The sequence below is a fragment of the Oleisolibacter albus genome (genome assembly GCF_003336875.1).
In the GTDB taxonomy this organism is placed as follows: domain Bacteria; phylum Pseudomonadota; class Alphaproteobacteria; order Azospirillales; family Azospirillaceae; genus Niveispirillum; species Niveispirillum album.
The window spans coordinates 1-19,426 of the sequence record NZ_QGNJ01000021.1 but is presented as its reverse complement, the minus strand read 5'-3'; the positions used below and the strand labels follow the sequence as shown (position 1 = coordinate 19,426).

The 19,426-nt window shown below is 68.6% G+C and carries 19 protein-coding genes; 11 read left to right on the top strand and 8 right to left on the bottom strand.

Annotated features, from left to right (window positions below; translation table 11 throughout):
• Positions 1-80: 80 nt before the first annotated feature.
• Positions 81-1,181 carry a LacI family DNA-binding transcriptional regulator gene (locus DK368_RS19795; RefSeq protein WP_114395714.1) on the bottom strand — a complete coding sequence of 367 codons (1,101 nt, stop codon included), beginning with the start codon at positions 1,179-1,181 and terminating at the stop codon, positions 81-83.
• 84 nt (positions 1,182-1,265) lie between these two features.
• A complete protein-coding gene (locus DK368_RS21530) occupies positions 1,266-1,541 on the bottom strand; it encodes a hypothetical protein (RefSeq protein WP_155524647.1) in 276 nt (91 codons plus the stop codon).
• Here DK368_RS21530 and DK368_RS19790 point away from each other — a divergent pair.
• The 4 genes from DK368_RS19790 to DK368_RS19775 all read left to right on the top strand — a co-directional run bounded on the left by DK368_RS19790 (position 1,533) and on the right by DK368_RS19775 (position 5,400).
• Positions 1,533-1,973 carry a hypothetical protein gene (locus DK368_RS19790; protein WP_114395713.1) on the top strand — a complete coding sequence of 147 codons (441 nt, stop codon included), beginning with the start codon at positions 1,533-1,535 and terminating at the stop codon, positions 1,971-1,973. The two genes, DK368_RS21530 and DK368_RS19790, sit on opposite strands and share 9 nt — an antisense overlap.
• Before the next feature lie 240 nt (positions 1,974-2,213).
• On the top strand, positions 2,214-3,857 hold the full coding sequence (locus tag DK368_RS19785; RefSeq protein WP_205028311.1) for a sigma-54-dependent transcriptional regulator: 1,644 nt from the start codon (positions 2,214-2,216) through the stop codon (positions 3,855-3,857).
• 11 nt (positions 3,858-3,868) lie between these two features.
• Positions 3,869-4,189 (top strand): hypothetical protein, encoded by a 321-nt coding sequence (locus DK368_RS19780; protein ID WP_114395712.1) that lies wholly within the window; start codon positions 3,869-3,871, stop codon positions 4,187-4,189.
• 62 nt (positions 4,190-4,251) lie between these two features.
• Positions 4,252-5,400: a glycosyltransferase family 4 protein gene (locus DK368_RS19775; protein ID WP_114395711.1), complete on the top strand. Its 1,149-nt coding sequence runs from the start codon at positions 4,252-4,254 to the stop codon at positions 5,398-5,400.
• A 3-nt stretch (positions 5,401-5,403) separates the two neighbouring features.
• Here the strand turns inward: DK368_RS19775 and DK368_RS19770 are convergent, their stop codons facing one another.
• The 3 genes from DK368_RS19770 to DK368_RS19760 all read right to left on the bottom strand — a co-directional run bounded on the left by DK368_RS19770 (position 5,404) and on the right by DK368_RS19760 (position 7,697).
• Complete coding sequence (locus tag DK368_RS19770; RefSeq protein ID WP_114395710.1) at positions 5,404-5,931, bottom strand: D-glycero-alpha-D-manno-heptose-1,7-bisphosphate 7-phosphatase; 528 nt, start codon at positions 5,929-5,931, stop codon at positions 5,404-5,406.
• Positions 5,928-6,503: a D-sedoheptulose-7-phosphate isomerase gene (locus DK368_RS19765; protein WP_114395709.1), complete on the bottom strand. Its 576-nt coding sequence runs from the start codon at positions 6,501-6,503 to the stop codon at positions 5,928-5,930. Before DK368_RS19765 ends, DK368_RS19770 begins: the two co-directional genes overlap by 4 nt.
• Positions 6,504-6,578: 75 nt before the next feature.
• Positions 6,579-7,697: an NAD(P)/FAD-dependent oxidoreductase gene (locus DK368_RS19760; protein WP_114395708.1), complete on the bottom strand. Its 1,119-nt coding sequence runs from the start codon at positions 7,695-7,697 to the stop codon at positions 6,579-6,581.
• Positions 7,698-8,085: 388 nt separating this feature from the next.
• Between DK368_RS19760 and DK368_RS19755 the strand changes: the two genes are divergently transcribed.
• Positions 8,086-9,048: an NAD-dependent epimerase/dehydratase family protein gene (locus DK368_RS19755; RefSeq protein ID WP_114395707.1), complete on the top strand. Its 963-nt coding sequence runs from the start codon at positions 8,086-8,088 to the stop codon at positions 9,046-9,048.
• Here DK368_RS19755 and DK368_RS19750 read toward each other — a convergent pair.
• Positions 9,038-10,120, bottom strand: coding sequence for a hypothetical protein (locus tag DK368_RS19750; protein ID WP_114395706.1), 1,083 nt, complete (start codon positions 10,118-10,120; stop codon positions 9,038-9,040). The two genes, DK368_RS19755 and DK368_RS19750, sit on opposite strands and share 11 nt — an antisense overlap.
• A gap of 460 nt (positions 10,121-10,580) precedes the next feature.
• On the opposite strand from DK368_RS19750, the gene DK368_RS19745 reads away from it, so the two are divergent.
• Positions 10,581-11,561 (top strand): NAD-dependent epimerase/dehydratase family protein, encoded by a 981-nt coding sequence (locus DK368_RS19745; RefSeq protein ID WP_114395748.1) that lies wholly within the window; start codon positions 10,581-10,583, stop codon positions 11,559-11,561.
• A complete protein-coding gene (locus tag DK368_RS19740; RefSeq protein WP_114395705.1) occupies positions 11,561-12,571 on the top strand; it encodes a glycosyltransferase family 2 protein in 1,011 nt (336 codons plus the stop codon). Before DK368_RS19745 ends, DK368_RS19740 begins: the two co-directional genes overlap by 1 nt.
• Here the strand turns inward: DK368_RS19740 and DK368_RS19735 are convergent.
• Positions 12,522-13,949 (bottom strand): FAD-binding oxidoreductase, encoded by a 1,428-nt coding sequence (locus DK368_RS19735; RefSeq protein ID WP_114395704.1) that lies wholly within the window; start codon positions 13,947-13,949, stop codon positions 12,522-12,524. The two genes, DK368_RS19740 and DK368_RS19735, sit on opposite strands and share 50 nt — an antisense overlap.
• Positions 13,950-13,974: 25 nt before the next feature.
• Positions 13,975-14,397: an HIT domain-containing protein gene (locus DK368_RS19730; protein WP_114395703.1), complete on the bottom strand. Its 423-nt coding sequence runs from the start codon at positions 14,395-14,397 to the stop codon at positions 13,975-13,977.
• Positions 14,398-14,539: 142 nt separating this feature from the next.
• On the opposite strand from DK368_RS19730, the gene rfbC reads away from it, so the two are divergent.
• The 4 genes from rfbC to DK368_RS19710 all read left to right on the top strand — a co-directional run bounded on the left by rfbC (position 14,540) and on the right by DK368_RS19710 (position 19,277).
• Positions 14,540-15,109 carry a dTDP-4-dehydrorhamnose 3,5-epimerase gene (gene rfbC / locus DK368_RS19725; RefSeq protein WP_114395702.1) on the top strand — a complete coding sequence of 190 codons (570 nt, stop codon included), beginning with the start codon at positions 14,540-14,542 and terminating at the stop codon, positions 15,107-15,109.
• A gap of 1 nt (position 15,110) precedes the next feature.
• On the top strand, positions 15,111-16,004 hold the full coding sequence (gene rfbD, locus DK368_RS19720) for a dTDP-4-dehydrorhamnose reductase (protein WP_114395701.1): 894 nt from the start codon (positions 15,111-15,113) through the stop codon (positions 16,002-16,004).
• A 184-nt stretch (positions 16,005-16,188) separates the two neighbouring features.
• Positions 16,189-17,949 carry a type I secretion system permease/ATPase gene (locus tag DK368_RS19715; RefSeq protein ID WP_114395700.1) on the top strand — a complete coding sequence of 587 codons (1,761 nt, stop codon included), beginning with the start codon at positions 16,189-16,191 and terminating at the stop codon, positions 17,947-17,949.
• Positions 17,949-19,277: an HlyD family type I secretion periplasmic adaptor subunit gene (locus DK368_RS19710; RefSeq protein ID WP_114395699.1), complete on the top strand. Its 1,329-nt coding sequence runs from the start codon at positions 17,949-17,951 to the stop codon at positions 19,275-19,277. The genes DK368_RS19715 and DK368_RS19710 overlap by 1 nt, the downstream gene beginning before the upstream one ends.
• The last annotated feature ends 149 nt before the right edge of the window (positions 19,278-19,426 follow it).

The window sequence follows — 19,426 nt, the reverse complement described above, 5'->3', positions numbered from 1 at the left end:
CGGTGTCATTGACGAATTCAACAGGGAACACCGGTGCCATCGGCAATCATGCGGCCGGGTCCGGACAGGTGAGGGTCAGGTCAGGTGGCGGGCGCCGCCGAGCTTTCGCGCACCAGCAGATGGGGCACCACTTCGCTGGCACCGATCGGGGCGGCATCGCCGGCTGCGATGCGGGCGATCAGCTTTTCCGCCGCCATCCGGCCCATATCGCGGATGGGGGAGCGCACGGTGCTGAGCGTCGGACACATGCGCGATGCCAGCGCGCTGTCGTCGAAACCGATCACGGTCAGGTCGCGGGGAATGACCAGCCCGCGCCGGTAGGCCGCCTTGTAGACACCGGCCGCCATCTCGTCATTGCTGGCGAATATGGCGGTTGGCCGATCCGGCCGTCCCAGCAGGGTCTCCGCCGCGGCATCACCGGACTCGAAGGTGTAGGCGCCCTCCACCACCCGCTCCGGCGGCAGGGTGATGCCGTGGGCGGCCAGACGGTCGATGAAGCCGCGGGCACGTTCATGGGCCGAGCGGTAGAAGGACGGGCCGGTGATGAAGCCGATGGCGCGATGGCCCAGATCCACCAGATGGTCCGCCACCTCGCCCGCCGCCTTCCAGTCATGATAGACGACGGTGTTGGCAGGCTGGTCCAGGGGCGCAGCCACGATGCGGACCACCCGGCAGCCGGCCTCGGCCAGCGTCTCGGCCAGGGCATTGTTCTCCGACACCGGCGGCAGCAGCACCACCCCGTCCAGCTTCTGCCGTTCGACGAATCGCTTCACATCGGCGGCGAAGCGGGGATTGCTGCGGTCGCAGGGATGCACCACCAGCTCGTAGCCCGCCTTGCGGCTGGCCTCCAGCACACCGTTCTGGATATTGACGATATATTGGGCATTGGGGTTGTCATAAACCAGCCCCAGCAGGAAAGAGCGCTGGGACGCCAGTCCGCGGGCCTGGGGATCGGGGGCATAGCCGATCTGGCGGATGATGGCGTCGATCTTCTCCCGCGTGTCGTCCTTGACGAAGGGCGACTGGTTGATCACCCGCGACACCGTCTTTTTCGACACCTCGGCCAGGCGGGCCACATCATTGATGGTCGGCTTGCGCTTCAGGGTCCAGGTCAGGGGGGCGGCGGCATCCGTGGCCGGCTGCACACCCTGTTTCGTCTTCTTCGTCTTGGACTCGACCATGCCTTGCGACTTCCCTGCGTTCCGGCCCATCCTGATCCAGCCGTGCGGGCCGGGTCCAGAGGTACAGCAAAGGCCCAGGCTCTGTCATGGCCCATCGGTTGTGGTCAGCAGGTCGAAATAACGCCGCAGCATGCGGTCGAGCCCGTATCCGGCCTTGGATCCGGTTGGCCGGTCCAGACGCCGCCGCAGACCGCCGTCGCGCAACAGGGCCGCCGGCGCCACCTTTCCGGCGTTGAAGCCGATATCGTGCCCGATGCGGCAATGGCACGGTCCGGATAGGCACGGACTCTTGCCCTTGGCGCGTTGCCTGGGCCAGCATGGGTCAACCATCCCGCTGTTTCCGGTGCCCCGATGAACCATCGCCAAATCCTGGATCGTGCCCTGGTCGGGCTGCCAGCGGCCAAGGCCGCCTATCTGCTGCGGGTGGCGGACATGGTGGAGCAGCGCGAGGGGCTGGAGGATCGGCGGCACCTGCTCTATCCCGTTCTGGCCGCCGCCGTGAGCGGAATCGAGACGGTGCTGGAACCGCAGGAGGTGGCCGATACGGTGGTCGATCTGGTGATGCACCATGGCGAGGGCATTGCCGCCACGCTCTATGCGCCGGCCTATCTGCGCCAGGGGTTGGCAGCCATGGCGCCCTGGGCCGAGCGGCTGCAGGCGGAACTGGCGGTCCGCATCTTCGACCGCATGGCCAGCGGCCAGCTGCGGATCGACGAACCCAAGGTCTGGCGCTTCCGCACCGACACGCAGGACGGCCCGGCCTTTCCCTTCGCCGACGAGGACGGGGACTGACCATCCGGCCCGCACCGGCCCGGCCGTGACACCGGCGCGATTGATCGCGGCACCCTGACTGCGCCGCCGCCCGCCGCGCGGATGGAGGGGATGACGGCCCCTTGCCGATATCCCGGATGGAAGACCAACGGCCGGCATCGGCCGACCGCACCACCCGACCATGCCCTTGGCACTGCAAAATTCAGAAGCCGACGACGGGCCGCGCTGCCAAACCCTTGAAATACGCAAGAAAATCCCACCATGATGGGGATGATGTCGACCACAGCCCGCATTCTCATCATCGAGCCGTCTGCCGCACTGGCCCAGGGCTTTGCCCTGGCGCTGAAGCGGGACAACCATATCCTGGATCTGGTGGACAGCGTCACCGCCGGGCGGCAAAGGCTGGCGCGGGAAGGGACCCAGCTGATCCTGCTGGACCTGGACGCCGGGGGTGTGGACACGGTGCCGCTGCTGAAAACGGTGGCCCGGGGCGCGCCGGTCATCGTCCTGACCGGACAAGGGTCGGTGCAGTTGGCCGTCGATGCCATGCGGGCCGGGGCGGCCGACGTGCTGCTGCTGCCCGCCGGTGCCGACCGGCTGCGCGCGGCGGTGACAGCGGCCCTGGCACGGACAGGGACGCAACCCGATGCGGCGCCGCAACCACTGCAGCCGGCCCCGCCCTCCGCGGACACCCACCCGCCAGCCGCCGACAGCGGCGGTCCGGCTTTCGCCGGTTTCATCGGTGAATCCCCGCCGATGCGTGCGGCCTACAAGCTGATCGAGGCGGCAGCGCCCTCGAAGGCCACGGTCTTCGTCACGGGGGAGAGCGGCACCGGCAAGGAGGTCTGTGCCGAGGCCATCCATCAGAAAAGCCCGCGGAGCGGCGGCCCCTTCATCGCCATCAACTGCGCCGCCATCCCGAAGGATCTGATGGAGTCGGAGATCTTCGGCCATGTGCGCGGCGCCTTCACCGGGGCGGCCACGGAGCATGCCGGCGCCGCCCTGCAGGCCGACGGGGGCACCCTGTTCCTGGACGAGATCTGCGAGATGGATCTGGCATTGCAGGCCAAGCTGCTGCGCTTCCTGCAGACAGGCATGGTGCGCAAGGTGGGGTCGGAGAAGCTGGAACCGGTGGATGTGCGCATCGTCTGCGCCACCAACCGCGATCCCTATGCCGAGGTCCAGGCCGGGCGCTTCCGCGAGGACCTGTTCTACCGGCTTCAGGTCATCTCCATCGAACTGCCGCCGCTGCGCGAGCGCGGCGACGATGTGCTGTTGATCGCCCGGCACATGCTGGCCCGCTTCAGCCGGGAGGAGGGCAAGTCCTTCCGCGGCTTCAGCCCAGAGGCGGAGCGCATCCTGCGCGACTATGCCTGGCCCGGCAATGTGCGGCAGCTGTTGAATGTGGTGCGCAATGTGGTGGTGCTGAATGACGGCGAGGAGATCCGGCCCTTTATGCTGCCGCCGCCCCTGAACCGGCCGGCCATGCTGGTTCCCCCCCTGCTGAACGATCCGCGTTTCGCCGCCATGGCCGGGCCGCTTCTGGCCGGTATGCGCGGCGGTGTGCTCCCGGCCGCGCTGTCGCCCGCCCCGACGCTGCCGGGGACCGCCCTTCCCCCCATTCCCGACATGCCGCCGCCCCTCCAGGCGCCCCCCCAGGCGCCCCCGGTGACGCAGACCGCACCGGACCCCGCACGGTCCAGCCCCGATGACAGCGCACCCGCGCTGGCCCGGGACGATGGCGAACGGCGTATCCGGCCGCTATGGATGATCGAGGAGGAGGCCATCGAGGACGCCATCCGCATCTGCCAGGGAAACATCACCCGCGCCGCCGCCCTGCTTGAGATCAATCCCTGCACCATCTACCGGCGGCGCCAGAAAAAGCGCGCGCCGGCAGGCCACTGAGGACGCCCCCGATGATCACCGAGATCCGGCATATCATCTTCTCCAATGACGAGTTGCGGGCGGTCTTCCAGACGGTGCCGCCCGACGGGTTCGACCCGGGCCGCCGCATCGTGGAGGTGCAGGTGCTGGAAGGCCCGCCGCCGTCGATCCGGCTGGTCAGCCAGTCCACAGCCGGGGTCAGCGGTGCGCTGGAGGTGGAAAGCTATCAGCTGGCCCGGCTTATCGTCGCCTATTGCCGGGTCAAGAAGATCCCCTTGCCCAAGGATGCGCTGAAGACCCTGCACGCCCAGGGCGACGCCCTGTGCTTCTCCATCATGAGTACGCTGGACTGACCCCTTCCGGGGGAATGGCCCCCTGACCGCGCGGGGCTTAGGATGGCGGCACCGAACCGACCGTGCCACCGGGGCCGCCCCTGCAGATCCTTGCGCTGACCCGTTACGACCGGATGGGTGCCAGCAGCCGCCTGCGTCTGCTGGATCTGATCCCGGATCTGGCCGCAGCGGGCATCGCGGTCACCGCTTGCCCCTTCTTCGATGACGCCTATCTGCGCCGGCTCTATGCCGGCCAGGCAAGCAGTCCCCTGCGGCTCGCCGGCTATTACGCCGCGCGGCTGCGCACGCTGCTGCGGGTCGGGCAGACGACGCCAGGATGGCCGGGCTCGCCGGACCTGATCTGGATCGAGAAGGAGATGCTGCCCTATCTGCCGCTGGCGCTGGAGCGCCGGCTGCTGCGCCGCCGCCCCTATCTGCTGGATTTCGACGATGCCTGGCACACGCGCTATGCCGGCCATGCCAGCCCCCTGGTTCGCCGGATCCTGGCGGACAAGCTGGAGCGGCTGGCAGCCGGGGCGGCCGCGGTCACGGTCGGCAATGACTGGCTCGGCCAGTGGGCCGCATCCGCCGGAGCCCGCCTGGTGGTGAAGCTGCCGACGCCGGTGGACCTGCGCCGCTATCCCGACCACCCCGCGCCGCCTGTGTCGGCGGCGGCTGAATTCCGGCTGGGCTGGGTGGGAACGCCCGCCTCGGCCCGCTATCTGGCCGCCCTGGCCGCCCCCCTGCGCCGGTTGGCGGGGGAGCAGGCGTTGACGCTGGTCACCATCGCCGCCCACCCGGCCGGACTTCCCGGCGTACCGGAGGAATTCCATCCCTGGGCGGAAAGCAGCGAAGGTCCTCTGCTTTCCGGGGTGCATGCCGTGCTGATGCCGGTGCCCGACGCCCCGTTCGAGCGCGGCAAGTCCGGTTACAAGATCATCCAGGCCATGGCCGCCGGACGACCGGTGGTGGCCTCCCCGGTGGGTGAGAACCGCGTCCTTCTGGCGGATGGCGGCTGCGGGCTGCTGGCCGAGGGGCCGGATGCCTGGGTGACGGCCCTGCGCCGGCTGCGCGACGATGCCGGGCTGCGGCTGCGGCTGGGACAGGAGGGGCGGCAGCGGGCGGCTTCCCTGTTCGACCGCCCGCGGGTGGCCACGGCCCTGGCCGGCGTCATCAGGCAGGCCGTGGCATCGGCTCCACGGTCCGACAATCACCGGCCGGTGGCCGACTGACGCTCAGGTCACCGGCTGCGCCGCCAGGATGCCCGCCACCAGCTCATCGAGATTGCCGCCCCGGAACAGATAGCCGGGGATGCCGGCCGCCGCCGCGGCCTGCACATCCGTGTCCTTGTCGCCGATCATGAAGCTGCGGCCCATATCGACCGGCCAATGCCGGGCCAGATCGAACAGCATGCCCGGCTCCGGCTTGCGCCAGTCGGAGGCACAGCGATAGGCCGGCAACGGCGCCTCGGGATGATAGGGGCAATAGCGCGCATCGTCGATCCGGGCGCCCATGGACGCCAGTTCGGTCTGCATCCAGCGATGCAGATGCTCCACCGTCGCCTCGTCATAATGGCCGCGGCCGATACCGGACTGGTTGGTGACGATGAAGACCCAGAATCCGGCCTGGTTCAGCCGGCGGACCGCCTGCGGCGCCCCGTCGACCCAGACCACCTGGTCCGGCCGATGGACGAAATTGAAATCGACATTCAACACGCCGTCCCGGTCCAGGAAGGCGGCAGGCTTGGCGGCAACGGGGCTCATGCGAAGGCGTTCTCCACCAGTTCGCACAGCAGATGCCCGACGGCGATGTGCATTTCCTGGATACGGGGGGTATGGGCGGACGGGACGCAGAGGCACAGGTCGCAGGCATCGCGCAGGGCGCCACCGCCCTGCCCGGTCAGTCCGATGACGCCGATGCCCATCTCCCGGGCGGCCTTGACCGCCTCCAGCACGTTCGGGCTGTTGCCGGACGTGGTGATGGCCACCAGCAGGTCGCCGGACCGTCCCAGCCCCCGCAGCTGGCGGGCGAAGACATCCACGAAACCGAAATCATTGCCGATGGCCGTCAGCGCCGAGCTGTCGGTCGTCAGCGCCAGGGCCGGCAACGCCGGCCGGTTGCGCAGATAGCGCCCCAGCAGTTCGGTGGCCAGATGCTGGGCATCGGCGGCCGAGCCGCCATTGCCGCAGAACATCACCTTTCCGCCGGCGCGGATGCTGGCGATCATGCGTTCGGCCGCAGCAGCCACCTGCGGCGCCATGCCGGCCAGGGCAGTGAAATTGGCCGCGCTGTCGAGAAAGCTGCGGCGGATCAGCTCTTCGCCGTCATGAGCCATGGTCGGGATCTGCTCCGGCTGGGGGTAGAGGCGTTATCTAGCCTGCCGCCAGCACGGAGACAATGCGGCGCACCGTCAGGCCGGGATTGCAACGGACGCCAGAGATGCCACGGCCCGGTCAGCCAGGGCCAGGGATGCCGTCAGCCCCGGGGATTCAATTCCGTAGAGATTGACCAGACCAGGCACGCCATGCTCCGCCGGCCCCTGGATCATGAAGTCGCTATCGGCTGTTCCAGGCCCCACCAGCTTCGGCCGGATGCCGGCATAGCCTGGAACCAGGGCGTCATCGGGCAGATCCGGCCAGTACCGCCGAACGGCGGCATAAAACCGCTCCGCCCGGGCAGGGTCGACATCGTAGCCGACCTGCTCGACCCATTCCACGTCCGGCCCGAATCGGGCCTGCCCTCCCAGGTCGATGGTGACATGCACACCCAGGCCACCCGGCTCGGGGATCGGATAGATCAGGCGGGAAAAGGGCGACCGGCCGGACAGGGCGTAGTAATTGCCCTTGGCCAGGTACAGGCCCGGAACGCTGTCGGGCGGAACACCGCGGATCAGCCGGGCCACGGCCTGCGCACCCAGGCCGGCTGCATTGACCACGGTCCGGGCCAGGATGGCGCAGGGCGAGGCCCCGCCCACCTCCAGGACCAGCCCGTCCCGGGTGACGCTGCCGCCGACCAGCGGGCTTTCATAGGCGATGGCGCCACCTGCGGCTTCGACATCGCCAAGATAGGACAGCATCAGGGCATGGCTGTCGATGATCCCGGTCGACGGCGACCACAGGGCCGCGACACAGCGGATGGCCGGCTCCATGGCCTGCACCGCGGCAGGATCAAGTGGCACCAGATCCGTGACGCCATTGGCAAGAGCCTTGGCCTGCAAGGCCGCCAGCCTGTCCATCTGGCTGGAATCGGTGGCAACGATGAGCTTGCCGCAGCGCCGGTGCGGCAGACCGCGCGTGTGGCAATAGGCATAGAGCGCATCCCGGCCGGTAACACACAGCCCCGCCTTCAGCGACCCGGTGGGATAATAGAGGCCGGCATGGATGACCTCGCTGTTGCGCGAACTGGTGCCGCTGCCGAAGCTGCGCTCGGCTTCCAGGATCACCACCTCATGCCCGGCCAGGGCCAGGGCACGCGCAACCGCAAGACCGACGACTCCAGCCCCGATCACCACCGAATCGACCCGATCCATCACGGACCCCGCGCAAGGTCAAAGATGAGGCCCAGCTAAGGCCTTCGGACCCTTGAAAACAAGGGGGCAGGATGAGAAATCGCCTGCGGCGAATGTGGAGCCCCTTCACGGAAGGGTAAGAAATGCAAGTCGTTCATGAGCAGGAGATACATAAAATAAACAAATAGAAATATAAATAAGGATGAAAGTAGCCAAAATTAAATTCATCAGCAATTCCGCTCAATCATTGGACACCATCCTGCAACCGCCGAACCATAGTGGATTAGCCGCGCCGGCATGGTCAGCGCAAGCACAGAATGTGCTATTGGAACCGTAAACGCTCGTCGTCACCGCCCGCAACTGGCATGATCTTGAGAAACCTACTCCCACCACGCTTCGTTCCGGGTCCATGCCGATCTTCGTGACCGGAGCCAATGGCTTCATCGGACAAAGGGTCGTCTCCCATCCCACGGCGCAGGCAATCGGCGTCCGTGCCGGCGTCCGTGCGGCGGCGAGGGAGGGGGGCACGCCCCTGGTCGCCGCACCGGCCTCAAATCAATATCCCGGCTGGGAATTGCGACTCGATGCACTGCCCTGGCGGGATCTGTGCGGATGCGAAGCGGTGATCCATTGCGCTGCCCTCGCCCACAGCAGCGGCCATACCCCCCGCGATTACGAGGAGATCAACCTCCAGGGTTCGATCCGTGTCGCCGAAGCGGCAATCCGGGCCGGGGTCAAGCGGCTGGTCTTCGTCAGCAGCGCCAAGGTCTTCGGCGATCACAGCGGCCCCTCTCCTTTCGGCCCACAATCGGTGCCGGCCCCCAACGGTCCCTATGCCCAGTCGAAGTTCCTGGCAGAGCAGGCCCTACAGGCGCTGGCGGCGAGGACGGGACTGGACCTGGTGATTGTGCGCCCACCACTGGTCCACGGTCCCGGCGTGTGCGCCAATCTGTTGCGCCTGCTGCGGCTGGTCGAGCGGGGAATGCCCCTGCCGCTTGCCGGCGTGCGCAGCCGGCGCAGTCTGGTCGGTGTCGCCAATCTGGCCGATCTGCTGCTGCGGGCGGCTCTCCACCCCAGGGCGCCCGGACAGATCCTGACCGTGTCCGATGGCGAAGACCCGACGGTGCCGGCCCTGGTCCGGATGCTGGGGCAGGCCCTGGAGCGGCCGGCGCGCCTGTTCGCCGTGCCGGAGCCGCTGCTGGGGGGTATCCGCCGGCTGGCCCAGCCCAGGCTCGACCTTGGTCCGCTGCTGGACCCGTTGCAGGTGGATATCGGCGCAACCAGGGCCCTGCTGGACTGGCAGCCGCCGGTCCCGCTGGAGCAGGGGCTGGACGAGATGGCCCGCTGGTACCGCCGGTCGGTCAGGCCCTGAGCAGGCCGGCGATGATGGCAGCCGCATCCTCTCCGCCGGTCGGATGCGGCGGCGGCGGCACCGGCCGCTCCAGCAGAGCGGTGATGGCCAGATCCAGGGCCGGGGTGTTCAGCACAGCGGGCGGCAAGGCCTCCGTCACCCCGTGCCGCTCGGCCCAGGCGACCATGCCCGCTGTCTCCGGCCAGTCCGGCCGCTCCAGAGAGAGCAGCCGCGTGCCGTTGCAGACGGACTCGACGAACATGCCGTAGCCGGGCTTGGTCAGCACAAGGTCGCTGCTGCGGACCAGGTCGGGAAAGGACAGGCCGAGACTGTCGGCATGCAGGATGTCCGGCCGACCCGGCGCCGCCAGGGCCGGATCGCTGACCAGCCAGAGCACCGCTTCCATCATGGGAACACGCTGCAACGGCCCTTGTCCGGGCCAGCCGCCGAAGGAAACAAGGATGATGTGGCGGCAGCGCGGACGACCGGCCAGCAATGCCGCCCGCCGGTCGACCCCCAGCCGCGCCACCGGGCCGGCGCTGCGGCAATTCGGGAAATCGGCCATGGGCAGGGCCGGATCCAGGCGGATGAAGGCGGCCGCACCGGCATAGGCGGCCCGCATCGGCTCAAGCAGGGGAGCGGCTTCGGGCGGAAAATAGGCGCGGGCGATGTCGTACCAGTCCAGCGAACTGACGGCCACGGCCGGAATGCCCCGGGCCTGGGCCGCGGCCAGCCCCACATGGCCCGCATTGGCCACCAGGAGATCGGGGCGCAGATCCGCGAGGCGTGCCCCTTCCTGCCGCACCAGCCCGTGCCAATCGCGGTGCAGGTCGCGGTAATAGGCGAGACTGCGGTCCACATCGACATCGTTCGGCCCCAGCATGGCCATGCCCAGTTCCGGCGGCGGATCGGCGCGGTCCCAGGGCGGCGGGATGAAGCGGGACACCACCTCCGCCCCATGGGCGCAGCGCAGGGTCAGGCGCAGATCGGGATACCGGCGGCGCAACGCCGCCACCACCCCGGCGCTCTGGGCCAGATGGCCGAATCCGTGCGGACTGATATCGTAAACCAGATGCGGCCCTGCCACTGCCATCGGTATGTGCTCCGATCCCCTGGACCGGCGCCACTATGGAGAGGGGCGGATATCGGCAGCAAGAGACCAGAGCGGCCGTCTGCCCCGCACTTCCGGCAGGCTAGATGATCCAGACGAGAAACCCGATCAGCAGCCAGCTCGCCAGACATAGGCCGAGGATCACACGCAGCCGGACCGCCAGCGGCGCCCGTTGGACGGCCACCTCCGTCCGTCGTGGGACTTGGCGTGTAAAGGACGTGCTGCGTTCCATCCGGCCCCTCCCTGCCTGCGTTCCGGGACAACACCAGATGGAGGACAGCGGATCTCAGCGGACGGCGGATCAATGGGTCGGGCCGCCCTGCTTCCGCGGGAGCCTGTTCCCCCGACCGGCGATCCTGACAGGAGGAGAGCGGGAGGCGCAGGCTGGATTATGCCCCGGCTCTGATGTAAGGCGATGCCATCGGGAGCAAGGGGGATGTCGATGCCAACGCTGGTGACCGGGGCTGCGGGCTTCATCGGCTATCATGTGTGCGAGGCGCTGCTGGCGCGCGGTGACACGGTCATCGGCCTGGACGAGGTCAACGCCTATTATGACGTGGCGCTGAAGGAGGCGCGTCTGGCCCGTCTGGAGGACCGGCCCGGCTTCCGCTTCGTGCGCGCCAGCGTGGCCGATGCCGGTAGCATCACCGCGCTGGTCCAGGCCCATCCCGATATTGACGGGATCGTGCATCTGGCCGCCCAGGCCGGGGTGCGCTATTCGCTGGAAAACCCCACCGCCTATGTCACCGCCAACATCATGGGACAGGTGGTCCTGTTCGAGGCGGCGCGCCGGCTGCCGCGGCTGCGCCATCTGGTCTATGCCAGCTCCTCCTCTGTCTATGGCGCCAATACCAAGCTGCCCTTCGCCGTGGCGGACCGGGTCGACCATCCCGTGTCGCTCTATGCCGCCAGCAAGCGCTCGGGCGAGCTGATCGCCCGCACCTACAGCCATCTTTACGGGCTGCCGGCGACCGGACTGCGCTTCTTCACCGTTTATGGTCCCTGGGGGCGGCCCGATATGGCGCCGGTCCTGTTCGCCAACGCCATCTGCCGCGGCGAGCCGATCAAGGTGTTCAACGAGGGGCGGATGCGGCGCGATTTCACCTATATCGACGATATCGTGACCGGAGTCGTCGCGGCGTTGGATCGTCCGGCCACGGTGGGCCAGGACAGCGTGCCCCATGCGCTCTACAATCTCGGCAACAGCCGCAGCGAACAGCTGCTGGACTTCATCGCCGCGCTGGAGACAGCGCTTGGCCGTGCGGCCGTGCTGGACCTGCAACCGATGCAGCCCGGCGATGTGGAGGCGACCTATGCCGATATCGGGGAAAGCCGGGACGCCCTGGGCTATGATCCGCGCACGCCGATGAGCGAGGGCATTCCCCGCTTTGCCGCCTGGTTCCGCGACTATTACCGGCTGTGATGCCGTCACCCCAGGCGCCAACGGATACGGGTCCTGGCGAAGGGACACAGCGCCCGTCGCTGGACATCGTCATCGTCAATTTCCGCTCCACGCCCCTGGTGCTGCGCTGCCTGCAGTCCATCGCCCGCCACCCGCCGGCCGGAGTGACCCTGACCGCCATCCGGATCGAGGACAATTCACCGGCGGAGTCCGACTGGTCCGGCCTGTCGGACCTGACCCTGCCGGTGATCCTGTCCGGCAGCGGCGGCAATGCGGGTTTCGGCCAGGCCTGCAACCGGGCGGCGGCGGCGTCCGTCGCCGATCTGCTGCTGTTCCTGAACCCGGATACCGAGATCCTGGCCGGGACCCTGGACCGGGCCGCGGCGGCGCTGCTGGCGCCGGTGGCCCCCCGGCGCGGGGCCGTCGGCGTGCAGTTGCTGGACGCGGCCGGGCGGGTGCAGCGGACCTGCAGCGTCTTCCCCACCCCGTCCATGATGCTGGCCCAGGCGCTGGGACTGCACCGCCTGGGGCTGCGTGCGGCCCAGCCCTTCATGGCCGACTGGGACCATGGTGACAGCCGGCCGGTGGATCAGGTCATGGGCGCCTTCCTGCTGATGCGGCGGCGGGATTTTCAGACCATCGGCGGCTTCGACCGCCGCTACTTCCTGTATTACGAGGATCTGGACCTGTGCCGCCGGCTGCGGGCCGCCGGCCTGACCGTCCAGTTCCTGGCCACGGCGCAGGCGCTGCATCTGGGCGGCGGCAGCAGCCGCACCGCCGTCGACCTGCGGCTGACCCAGTGGCTGCGCAGCCGGGTCCTGTATTGCCGGCGCTGGTTCGGCCTGCCGGCCGCCCTGGCCGTGCTGCTGCTGTCGGCCGTGGCCGAACCGCCGCTGCGCCTGGGGCAGGCGCTGGCTACCGGCGATGATGTGGCCGCCGTGCTGCGCGGCATCGCCGGCTATTGGCGCGGCCTGCCGGCGCTCACCGCCCGGATTCTTCGCCGGACAGAAGCACCTTCCCCGGATTCATGATCCCGGCCGGGTCGAACAGCGCCTTCAGCCGGTGCATCAGATCCAGCTCGACCGGGTCCTTCAGGGCGGCCATCTCCTCGCGCTTGCGGTTGCCGATGCCGTGTTCGGCACTGATGGAGCCGCCAAGCTCCACCACGGTGGCATGGACGATGGCGGTGATCTCCTTGGAGCGGGCCAGATAGTCCGGGCCGGCCATGTCCGCCGGCCGCGCCACGTTGAAATGGATGTTGCCGTCGGCCACATGGCCGAACGGATAGGGCCGGATCCCCGGCATGAACGCGGCCAGACGCTGCTGGCCCCGCTCGATCAGGGCCGGGACCTGGGCGACCGGCACCGACACGTCGTGATGCACGGCGCCGCCCACGGCGCGGCCGATCTCCGGCAGACCCTCGCGGATGCGCCAGAGCCGGACCCGCTGCTCCTCCGTCTCGGCGAAGACGGCATCCTGGACCAGGTCCTGTTCCAGCGCGTCGGCCAGAGCCGTCTCGGTCGCCTCGCGCAGACCGCTGCCGGCGCGCCCACCCGTCATTTCCAGCAGCACATACCAGGGCGACGGGGCCGACAGGGGATCGAAGTCCCGCCCCAGAAGCTGGCGGGCCCCGTCGATGGCGAAACGCGGCATCAGCTCGAACGCCGTCAGCGCATCGCTGCTGGCGGCGCGGATGGTGGACAGCAGCTGCACCGCGGCCCCCGGATCGGCCACGGCGATCAGCGCCGTCTCCACCTGCCGCGGCCGCGGGAACAGCTTCAGCGTGGCGGCGGTGATGATGCCCAGCGTTCCCTCCGCCCCCAGGAACAGATGCTTGAGGTCGTAGCCGGTATTGTCCTTGCGCAGGCGGCGCAGGCCGTTCCAGATGCGCCCGTCGGGCAGCACCACCTCCAGCCCCAGCACCAGATCGCGGGCATTGCCGTAGCGGATGGTCAGGATGCCGCCGGCATTGGTGGCAAGATTGCCGCCAATGGTGCAGGTCCCCTCCGCCCCCAGGCTCAAGGGAAAGATCCGGTCCACCGCCTCGGCCGCCGCCTGGACATTGGCCAGGATGCAGCCCGCCTCCACCGTCACGCTATGGTCCAGCGGATCGATGTCGCGGATGCGGTCGAGACGGCCGAGATTGAGCAGACAGGCCGGCCGGCTGCGCCGGACCACCGTGCCGCCGACAACCCCCGTATTGCCGCCCTGCGGCACCAGCGGCATACCCGCCGCGGCACAGAGCCGGACCACGGCCGCCACCTGGTCGGTGGAGGCGGGGCGCAGCACGGCCACGGGATGGCTGTCCTCGATATGCCGCCAGTCGAAGGCGTAGGGGGCCATGTCCTCCCCGGTCAGCACACCGGTCGGACCGAGCAGGGCGGCGAGTTGGTCGAGCAGAGCGGACATTGGATAAAGCTCCCACGACGGCCGGTCAGGCCGCGTCCATAGCGGCGGCGGCGAAGGCCGTGCGCAGACGGTCACACAGAGCCGCGGCGGCGGCGGCATCATAGGGCTTGCCAAAGCTACGCCCCCAGACGGGACCGGGCCAGGCCGGATCGGTGGCCCAGCGCGCCAGCACATGCACATGCAGCTGGGACACCACATTGCCCAGGGCGCCGACATTGATCTTGTCGGGCGCATACAGGGTCCGCAGCACCAGCGAGGTCCTGGCGATTTCCTGCATCAGCAGCGTCTGCTCGGCCGCCGGAAGGTCGATGATCTCCCGCAGTCCCGGACGGTCCGGAACCAGGATCAGCCAGGGCAGCGCGTCATTGTTCATCAGCAGGACCTGACACAGTTCCAGGCGGCACACCGCGACGGTGTCGGCGGCAAGACGCGGGTCGAGATCAGCCATCGGATATGCTCCTTTCCCGCCGCCGGGCGCGGCAGGGCGCAATCCTAGGCGCCCGACGAAGGACAGGACAAGCCCAGTAGTTCTCCTCCATCCGCTGTGCTAGGTCTTTGACAGCCATTCCACAGGAATCAGGTAATCGCAGATGGACGTGCGGACGACAAAGCTGAACGGGGTGCTGATCATCACGCCGAAGCGGTTTGGCGACGCCCGGGGCTGGTTCAGCGAAACCTACCAGCAGTCCCGCTACCGGGACGCCGGCGTGCCGGTCAGCTTCGTGCAGGACAATATGTCCCTGTCCCGCGACATCCATACCGTGCGCGGTCTGCATTTCCAGCGCCCCCCCTTCGTCCAGGCCAAGCTGGTGCAGGCCGTGCGCGGCCGCCTGCTGGATGTGGCCGTCGATCTGCGCCCGGGCTCGCCGACCTACGGGCAGCATGTGGCCGTCGAACTGGACGCGGAGTCCGGCCGGCAGCTGTTCATTCCTGGCGGCTTCGCCCACGGCTTCTGCACGCTGGAGCCGGACACGCAGGTTCTCTACAAATGCTCCGCCCCCTATGCCCCGGCCGCCGATGGTGGTGTGCTCTGGCACGATCCCGATCTGGCCATCGACTGGCCCGTCGGTCCGGACCGGGCCGTGGTGTCCGACAAGGACCGTGGACTGCCGCGGTTGACCGATCTGGGCCTGATCGACTGGCAGGACGGACCGCACTGAGATGCCACGCCTGTTCCTCACCGGCGCCACCGGCCAGGTCGGATCGGCCCTGGCGGCGCAAGCGCGGTCCGCGGGCTGGGATGTCACCGCCCCCGGCCGGGCCGACCTGAATCTGGAATCGGCACGGACCGGAGAAGGCTTGGCGCCCCTGCTGTCCGGCCATGATCTGCTGGTCAATGCGGCGGCCTTCACCAAGGTCGACCTGGCCGAAAGCCAGCCGGACGCAGCCTTCGCCGCCAATCGGGATGGTCCCGCCGCCCTGGCGTCGGCCGCCCATGCACTGGGGATACCGCTCCTCCATATCTCGACCGACTATGTCTTCGACGGCACGGCGGACAGGCCCTATCGCGAGGAGGACACGGTCTGCCCTCTGGGCGTCTATGGTGCCAGCAAGGGGGCCGGGGAGCAGGCGGTCCGGGCAGCGGCCCCCCGCCATGTCATCCTGCGCACCGCCTGGGTCTTTTCGGCCCATGGCCAGAATTTTCTCAAGACCATGCTGAAACTGGGCGCGGAACGGCCGGAACTCCGCGTCGTCGCCGACCAGCAGGGCGGCCCCACCCCCGCCGACGACATTGCCGCCTGCCTGCTGCGGATGGGAACCGTCCTGCTGCGGGACCAGCCGGCCACCACCGATCCGCGCTGGGGCACGTTTCACTTCGCCGGCAGCCCGTCGACGAGCTGGCATGGATTCGCCGCCGAGATCTTCCGGCAGGCGGCGGCGGACGGGCGGCGGGTGCCGCTGCTGACGCCGATCCGCACCGTCGACTATCCCACGCCGGCCCGGCGGCCGGCCTGGTCGGTGCTGGATTGTGCCAAGATCGAGCGCCTCTATGGCATCCCGGCGCCGGACTGGCATGCCGGCATCGCCCGTGCCCTGGAGCATCTGCCGGCATAGACGCCCTGGATGGCCCGCCGGTAAATGTCACAACGCGCAGAAGGGGCAGTCACAGTCGCGCAACAGGTTTTGTTAACCATCGTCCGTTGGGATGGGCCTGCAACGGGCGGGGCCGTTTTCCGAGGTCCCGTCCGCTTCCAGCCGGCACCGGTTTCCGTGTGCGGCGCCACGGAAAGGCAGGACGATGCAACCGACCCGGAAGACCGAACTGAAGCAAGCCATCCAGCGCTGCGGAACCGGTTTCTTCGCCGCGGCCGTGTTCAGCTTCTTCATCAACATGCTGATGCTGGCCTCCCCGCTCTACATGCTCCAGGTCTATGACCGGGTGCTGGGCGCCCGCAGCGAGGCCACGCTGCTGATGCTGACGCTGGTGCTGACGGCCATGCTGGCCGTCCATGGCATTCTGGAATTCCTCCGCTCCAAGATCCTGGTGCGCGTCAGCAACCGGCTTGACGCCGCCCTGTCCCCCCGGCTGTTCGATGCGGTCTACGAGCGGTCGCTGCGCCTGCCGAAATCCAACCGGACCCAGCCGCTGAACGATCTGCTGACCCTGCGCCAGTTCCTGACCGGGCATGGGCTGTTCGCCTTTTTCGATGCGCCGTGGACACCGCTGTTCATCGGCGTGATCTTCCTGTTCCATCCCATCCTGGGGGCCATCGCCACCGTTGGCGCCATCATCCTGTTCGCCCTGGCCATCGCCACCGAGGCCCTGACGCGCAAGCCGCTGAACCAGGCCAATGTCGAGCAGATCCAGGCCAGCCAGTACGCCGAAGCCAATCTGCGCAATGCCGAGGTGGTGGAGGCCATGGGCATGCTGCCGGGCATCCGCCAACGCTGGCTGGACCGCCATGCCCGCATGCTGCAGCACCAGTCGCTAGCCAGCGACCGCGCCGGCGCCGTGTCGTCGCTGACGAAATTTGTCCGGCTGCTGGTGCAGAACCTCATGCTCGGCGCCGGCGCCTATCTGGCCATCCATCATGAACTGACGCCGGGCTACATGATCGCCGGCACCATCGTGCTGGGCCGGGCCCTGGCCCCGGTGGAGATGGCCATCGGCAGCTGGAAGCTGCTGCTGGGGGCGCGCCAGGCCCATCGCCGGCTGGAGGACCTGTTCGCCAAGGTGCCGCCGCAGCTGCCGCCCATGCCGCTGCCGGCCCCGACGGGCGATCTGGGGGTGGAAAGTCTGGTGGCGGTGCCGCCGGGCGCCGAAGTCCCGACCCTGCGCGGGGTCAGCTTCACCGTGCGTGCCGGAGAGTCCGTGGGCATCATCGGTCCCAGCGCCGCCGGCAAGTCCACGCTGGTCCGCGCCATCGTCGGCATCTGGCCCGCCTATGCCGGCAAGGTCCGGCTGGACGGCGCCGATATCAACCGGTGGGACCGGACCCGCCTGGGTCCCCATATCGGCTATCTGCCCCAGGATGTGGAGCTGTTCGCCGGCAGCGTGGCGGAGAACATCGCCCGTTTCGGCGCCGTGGATGCCGACGCCGTGGTCGAGGCGGCGCGGCAGGCCGGCGTGCATGAGATGATCCTGCACCTTCCCGCCGGCTATGACACCCAGATCGGCGAGGGCGGCTGCGTGCTGTCGGCCGGCCAACGTCAACGGGTCGCCCTGGCCCGCGCCCTGTACGGCAAGCCTGTGCTGGTGGTGCTGGACGAACCCAACTCCAACCTGGACGACGAGGGCGAGACGGCCCTGGTCCGGGCCATGGCCCATCTGCGCCAGCGGGGGGCCACGGTGCTGATCGTGGCACACCGGCCCAGCGTGCTGGTCGGGGTCGATCATATCCTGGTGCTGCGCGACGGCCAGGTGCAGGCCTTCGGGCCGCGGCAGGAGATCTTCGCCCGCTACACCCGTCCGGCTCAGGCCGTCTCCAATCCCCACCAGGGGGCCGCGGCGGTCGCCGCCGGTGCCCGCCCGCAACTGCAGCCGGGAGCGGCTTCCTGATGACGACGACCATGGAGCATCCGGCCACGAAGGGGCCGGGCATCGATACTTCCTTCCGCAGCAGCATCCTGGCCGGCGCGGCGGTGCTGGGCGTCGCCTTTGGCGGCTTCGGTCTCTGGGCGGCGCTGGCCCCCCTGTCCAGCGCCGCCATCGCCCCCGGCGTCGTCGCCGTCAGTTCCAGCAACAAGCAGATCCAGCATCTGGAAGGCGGCATCATCGCCGCTATCCGTGTGCGGGACGGCGAGCGTGTGGCGGCCGGCGATGTGCTGATCGACCTGGATCCCACCCGCGCCCGCAGCCAGGTGGAGATCGTGCGCGGACAGTTGGATGCGGCGCTGGCCCAGCAGGCCCGGCTGCAGACCGAGCGCGATGGCGGCACCGAGATCGGCTTCCCGCCCGACCTGCTGGCCCGGCAGCAGACACCGGACATCGCCGCTCTGATCAACGGCCAGAACGCCCAGTTCGAGGCACGGCGGCTGAGCCGGGAGGGCCAGGTGACCATCCTGGGCCAGCGCAAGGCCCAGGCGGAGGAACAGATCCGCGGGCTGGAGGCGCAGCAGAAATCCCAGGAACGGCAGATCGCCCTGATCGAGGACGAGCTGAAGGGGCTGCGCGAGCTGAACAGCAAGGGCTATGCGCCCCGGACCCGCATCCTGGCCCTGGAACGGGAAGCGTCCCGCCTTCTGGGTGAACGGGGGCAGCTGGTGGGAGAGATCGCCAAGACCCGGCAGCTGATCGCCGAGACAGAGTTGCAGGTGGTCCAGGTCCGCAAGACCTTCCAGGAGGACGTGGCCAACCAGCTGCGCGACGTTCAGACCCAGGTCTATGATCTGCGCGAACGGCTGCGGGCGGCGGGGGATGTGCTGGAGCGGACCACGGTGCGGGCGCCCACTGCCGGGACCGTGGCGCAGTTGCAGGTTCACACGGTCGGCGGCGTGGTCCCGCCGGGACAGACCATGCTTCAGGTCGTGCCGGACCAGGATGAACTGGTGGTGGAGGCTCAGATGCAGGTGACGGACGTGGACAATGTCCGCATCGGCATGCCAGCCGACGTGCATTTCAGCGCCTTCAAACAGGCGGTGACACCGGTCCTTGAGGGCACGGTCAGCTACATCTCACCGGACCGGATCGTCGATCCGCGGACCGGCGCCCCCTATTACAGTGTCCGCATCACCGTCAGCGATGTGGAGCGCAGTCGGCTGGGCACGCTGACCCTGATGCCCGGCATGCCGGCGGAGGCCTACATCAAGACCGGCGAACGCACCGCCTTGCACTATCTGGTCCAGCCGCTGACCCAGGTCATCGACCGCTCATTCAAGGAACAGTGAACGGGGCCGCCGCGGCCCTCGCGAGGGTGTCAGATCTTTTGTGTAAATGAGCGGCCCCGTGGGATCCTGTTTCACAAGGAGACCACGGAATGCCAATTGACGACGAGATCATAGAAAAGCTGCTGGCTGGCTACGAGAAGCCGGAAGAC

Bases quoted from the DNA above. Each gene is read 5' to 3' on its own strand.
- DK368_RS19795 (WP_114395714.1), bottom strand. From the start codon at position 1,181: ATGGTCGAGTCCAAGACGAAGAAGACGAAACAGGGTGTGCAGCCGGCC.
- DK368_RS19790 (WP_114395713.1), top strand. From the start codon at position 1,533: ATGAACCATCGCCAAATCCTGGATCGTGCCCTGGTCGGGCTGCCAGCG.
- DK368_RS21530 (WP_155524647.1), bottom strand. From the start codon at position 1,541: ATGGTTCATCGGGGCACCGGAAACAGCGGGATGGTTGACCCATGCTGG.
- DK368_RS19785 (WP_205028311.1), top strand. From the start codon at position 2,214: ATGATGGGGATGATGTCGACCACAGCCCGCATTCTCATCATCGAGCCG.
- DK368_RS19780 (WP_114395712.1), top strand. From the start codon at position 3,869: ATGATCACCGAGATCCGGCATATCATCTTCTCCAATGACGAGTTGCGG.
- DK368_RS19770 (WP_114395710.1), bottom strand. From the start codon at position 5,931: ATGAGCCCCGTTGCCGCCAAGCCTGCCGCCTTCCTGGACCGGGACGGC.
- DK368_RS19765 (WP_114395709.1), bottom strand. From the start codon at position 6,503: ATGGCTCATGACGGCGAAGAGCTGATCCGCCGCAGCTTTCTCGACAGC.
- DK368_RS19760 (WP_114395708.1), bottom strand. From the start codon at position 7,697: ATGGATCGGGTCGATTCGGTGGTGATCGGGGCTGGAGTCGTCGGTCTT.
- DK368_RS19755 (WP_114395707.1), top strand. From the start codon at position 8,086: ATGCCGATCTTCGTGACCGGAGCCAATGGCTTCATCGGACAAAGGGTC.
- DK368_RS19750 (WP_114395706.1), bottom strand. From the start codon at position 10,120: ATGGCAGTGGCAGGGCCGCATCTGGTTTACGATATCAGTCCGCACGGA.
- DK368_RS19745 (WP_114395748.1), top strand. From the start codon at position 10,581: ATGCCAACGCTGGTGACCGGGGCTGCGGGCTTCATCGGCTATCATGTG.
- DK368_RS19740 (WP_114395705.1), top strand. From the start codon at position 11,561: ATGCCGTCACCCCAGGCGCCAACGGATACGGGTCCTGGCGAAGGGACA.
- DK368_RS19735 (WP_114395704.1), bottom strand. From the start codon at position 13,949: ATGTCCGCTCTGCTCGACCAACTCGCCGCCCTGCTCGGTCCGACCGGT.
- DK368_RS19730 (WP_114395703.1), bottom strand. From the start codon at position 14,397: ATGGCTGATCTCGACCCGCGTCTTGCCGCCGACACCGTCGCGGTGTGC.
- rfbC (WP_114395702.1), top strand. From the start codon at position 14,540: ATGGACGTGCGGACGACAAAGCTGAACGGGGTGCTGATCATCACGCCG.
- rfbD (WP_114395701.1), top strand. From the start codon at position 15,111: ATGCCACGCCTGTTCCTCACCGGCGCCACCGGCCAGGTCGGATCGGCC.
- DK368_RS19715 (WP_114395700.1), top strand. From the start codon at position 16,189: ATGCAACCGACCCGGAAGACCGAACTGAAGCAAGCCATCCAGCGCTGC.
- DK368_RS19710 (WP_114395699.1), top strand. From the start codon at position 17,949: ATGACGACGACCATGGAGCATCCGGCCACGAAGGGGCCGGGCATCGAT.